The 3,520-nt window shown below is 64.2% G+C and carries 2 protein-coding genes and 2 pseudogenes; 2 read left to right on the top strand and 2 right to left on the bottom strand.

Annotation, left to right across the window (positions count from 1 at the left end; translation table 11 throughout):
- Together AC04MI_RS24140 and fabI are read right to left on the bottom strand one after the other, a co-directional pair.
- Nucleotides 1-425, bottom strand: a pseudogene (locus AC04MI_RS24140) (DNA ligase); the annotation flags it as partial.
- A 95-nt stretch (nucleotides 426-520) separates the two neighbouring features.
- Nucleotides 521-1,321 carry an enoyl-ACP reductase FabI gene (gene fabI, locus AC04MI_RS24135; RefSeq protein WP_436077034.1) on the bottom strand — a complete coding sequence of 267 codons (801 nt, stop codon included), beginning with the start codon at nucleotides 1,319-1,321 and terminating at the stop codon, nucleotides 521-523.
- A 104-nt stretch (nucleotides 1,322-1,425) separates the two neighbouring features.
- On the opposite strand from fabI, the gene AC04MI_RS24130 reads away from it, so the two are divergent.
- Nucleotides 1,426-3,252, top strand: a complete 1,827-nt coding sequence (locus tag AC04MI_RS24130; protein ID WP_436077035.1) for an extracellular solute-binding protein — start codon at nucleotides 1,426-1,428, stop codon at nucleotides 3,250-3,252.
- Nucleotides 3,253-3,270: 18 nt separating this feature from the next.
- Nucleotides 3,271-3,520 (top strand): annotated as a pseudogene (locus AC04MI_RS24125) (microcin ABC transporter permease); the annotation flags it as partial.

Raw genomic sequence — 3,520 nt, 5'->3', positions numbered from 1 at the left:
AGTTGGTTCAGTGCGGGCAGGCGCTGGTCAAACGTGCCACCATGCGCGGGCAGGTCAAACACCATGAAGCGCATCTCGCGCCATGCGGCATCGTCCGGCTGCTGCTGGCGCACGGTGGACTGGGCGTGGCTGAACCGGCCGCGTCCTGCCCACAGCTCGCCGTCCATGGGAGTTTCAGGCCAGCCGGCGGTGAACCATGCCGGGGCCGCCACGGTCTCACCACCCCGCGTGCGCAGCGTGTGGCCGTCCCAAAAGCCGCGCACGCCATCGTATTTTTCGCTCACCCAGTAGTCCGCCAGCCGCATGCCGGGGCGGTACACATTGGCCAGCAACAGGGCGGGTGCGTCGGCGGCCCAGGCTTGGGGTATTGCAAGTGCCGCCAGGGGTGCAAGGCCCATACAGGCCAGCCAGTGTCTGCGGAGCATAGGCAGGGTGGTGCTATCAAAAAAATAGCTTCTAGCGCATGATTTATGTGCGCTAGAAGCCAATTACGTAGTGAGCGTGTAGCCCTGGCGAGGATTTACACCTGGTCGGCGCTCAGGCCCGCTGTCTGGCTGAAGCCGCCATCCACATAGGTGATCTCGGCGGTCATGCCCGAGGCCAGGTCCGACAGCAGGAAGGCCGCCACATTGCCCACGTCCTCAATCGTGACGTTGCGACGCAGGGGCGAGGCATCGGCCACGCGGCTGAGCAGCTTGCCAAAGTCCTTGATGCCGCTGGCAGCCAGCGTCTTGATGGGGCCTGCGCTGATGCCGTTGGCGCGGATGCTGCGGCCGTCTTCGGTGCGGCCCACGGCCTCTGCCAGGTAGCGCACGCTGGCTTCCAGGCTGGCTTTGGCCAGACCCATGGTGTTGTAGTTGGGGATGGAGCGCAGCGCGCCCAGGTAGCTCAGTGTCAACAGCGACGACTTGTCGTTCAGATAGGGCAGGGCCGCCTTGGCCATGGCCGGGAAGCTGTAGGCGCTGATGTCGTGCGCAATGCGGAAGCCTTCGCGGCTCAGGCCGTCCAGAAAGTTGCCCGCAATCGCTTCGCGCGGTGCAAAGCCGATGCTGTGCACAAAGCCGTCAAACTTCGGCCAGGTCTGCGACAGATCCGCGAACATGCGCGCGATCTGCTCGTCGCTGGCCACATCGCAGTCAAACACCAGCTGGGAATTGAACTCGGCCGCAAAGTCGGTGATGCGGTCCTTGAAGCGCTCGCCCACGTAGCTGAACGCCAGTTCGGCGCCTTGCTGGTGGCAGGCCTTGGCAATGCCGTAGGCGATGGAGCGGTTGGACAGCACGCCCGTGATGAGCAGCTTCTTGCCGGTCAGAAAACCCATGTGAAATCTCCTTGTGGAATAGCGGAATGCAGGCTTGGCGCCCGGTGCATGTGGATATGCGGCTTTGGCTGCAAGCCCCTGCGAACGTAGTGCAGAATTGTCGCATGCGGTTTTGGCTGGCTTTGTTGCTGATGGGGTGTGCTGTTCCAGCGTGGGCAGCGCATGCGTATGCCTTGTGGGGCGCGCCGCGCTATCCGGCGGGTTTTGCGCATTTCGACTACGTGAATCCCGACGCCCCCAAGGGCGGCGAGTTGCGGCTGGTCAGCAACCTGCGCGTCTCCACCTTCGACAAGTACAACCCGTTCACCATCAAGGGCAACGCACCCGCCTACCTGTCGTCGCTGATGTTCGACTCGCTGCTGGTGGGCTCCATGGACGAGACCGCGACCGGCTATGGTCTGCTGGCCGAGGACGTGGAAGTCGCCCCCGATGGGCTGTCTGCCACGTTCCGCCTACGGCCCGAGGCGCGGTTTCACAACGGCAAGCCCGTGCTGGCCCAGGACGTGAAGCACAGCTACGAAACGCTGGTGGGTCCCTTCACCTCGCCTGCGTACAAGACTTTGCTGATCGAGGTGGCGGGCGTGGATGTGATCAACGACCGCACCGTGCGCTACCGCTTCAAGCAACCCAACCGAGAGCTTCCCATCACCGTGGGCGGCTTGCCGGTGTTCAGTCGCGACTGGGGCGTGGAAAACGGCAAGGCCAAGCCCTTTGACCAGGTGGTGATGGACATCCCCATCGGCAGCGGCCCCTACAAGATCGGGCCCGTGCGGTTTGGCAAGGACATCACCTATGTGCGCGACCCGCAGTACTGGGCGCGCGACCTCAATGTGCGCAAGGGCACGGCCAACTTCGACCGCATCCTCGTCAAGATCTACAAGGACAACACGGCGCGGCTGGAGGCCCTGAAGGCGGGCGAGTTCGACCTCATGCGGTTCTTCAGCGCGGGCGACTGGGCCCGCCGCGTCACGGGCAAAAAATTCGACACCGGCGAGCTGGTCAAGGGCGAGTTCAAGCACAAGCTGCCGTCGGGCTTTCAGAGCTACGTGCTCAACACCCGCCGCCCGCTGCTGCAGGATGCGCGCGTGCGAGAGGCCCTGGGCCTGGCGATGGACTATGAGTGGATGAACCGCCAGATGTTCTACGGCGCCTACCAGCGCGTGAACGGCCTGTTTGGCAACACCGCGTGCGAAACCAGGGGCAGCCCGTCGCCCGAGGAGCTTGCGCTGATGGAGCCCTACCGCAAAGACATTCCCGCAACCGCCTTTGGCCCCATGACCGTGCCCCCGCGCACCGACGGCGATTCGTCATTGCGTACCAACCTGCGCCGCGCGCAGGCCCTGCTCAAACAGGCGGGCTGGGAGGTGCGCGATGGCGCCCTGCGCAACGCGAAGGGCGAGGCCATGGTGCTGGAATACATGGACAGCAACGAAGGTGGAGTGCGCACCATCACCCCCTGGATGCGCAACCTCGAAAAGATCGGTGTCACCTTGCGCTTCCGCTCCGTGGACTTTGCGCTGTACCAGCAGCGCCTGCAGAAGTTTGACTTCGACATCACCTCGATGGCCTTCCAGGGCACCCACAACCCAGGGCAGGAGTTTGCCGACATGTTCGGCAGCCAGGCGGCCGACGTGGAGGACTCCGGCAACTTTGCGGGCGTGAAGAACCCGGCGGTGGATGCCATGATCAAGGCCATGACCTCGGCCAAAACCGAAGCCCAGCTGCTGCCCGCCTGCCACGCGCTGGAGCGCATCATTGCGCACAGCCACTACCTCATTCCGCAATGGACAGCGGCCACGCACCGCATGGCCTACAACGCCTGGAGACTGGCCAAGCCCGCCACGGTGCCGCCGTACTCCAGCGGCGAGGGCTGGGTCATTGACACCTGGTGGGCACGCATACCGCCACAGACCGCGCCCGACAAAAAATAACCACCCGCCAGCCCACCCATGTTTGCCTACATCCTCAAACGCGTGTTGCTGATGCTCCCTACCTTGCTGGGCGTGCTGCTGCTGACCTTTGTGGTGATCCAGTTTGTGCCGGGCGGCCCTGTTGAGCAGTACATGGCCGAAGCCAAGGCTGGCGTTGGCGGGGGCGGTGGTGCCGAAGGCGGCGGCCTGAGCTACCGGGGCGCGCAGGGCGTGGACCCCAAGCGGCTGGAGCAGATCAAGGCCTTGTACGGCTTTGACAAGCCTGCAC

This window comes from Acidovorax sp. LjRoot204, from assembly GCF_056175785.1.
The sequence above is the reverse complement of the archived record's forward strand: the minus strand, read 5'-3'. Positions and strand labels throughout refer to the sequence as shown.

Excerpts from the sequence above, each read along its gene's own strand:
- fabI (WP_436077034.1), bottom strand. The coding sequence starts at position 1,321 with ATGGGTTTTCTGACCGGCAAGAAGCTGCTCATCACGGGCGTGCTGTCC.
- AC04MI_RS24130 (WP_436077035.1), top strand. The coding sequence starts at position 1,426 with ATGCGGTTTTGGCTGGCTTTGTTGCTGATGGGGTGTGCTGTTCCAGCG.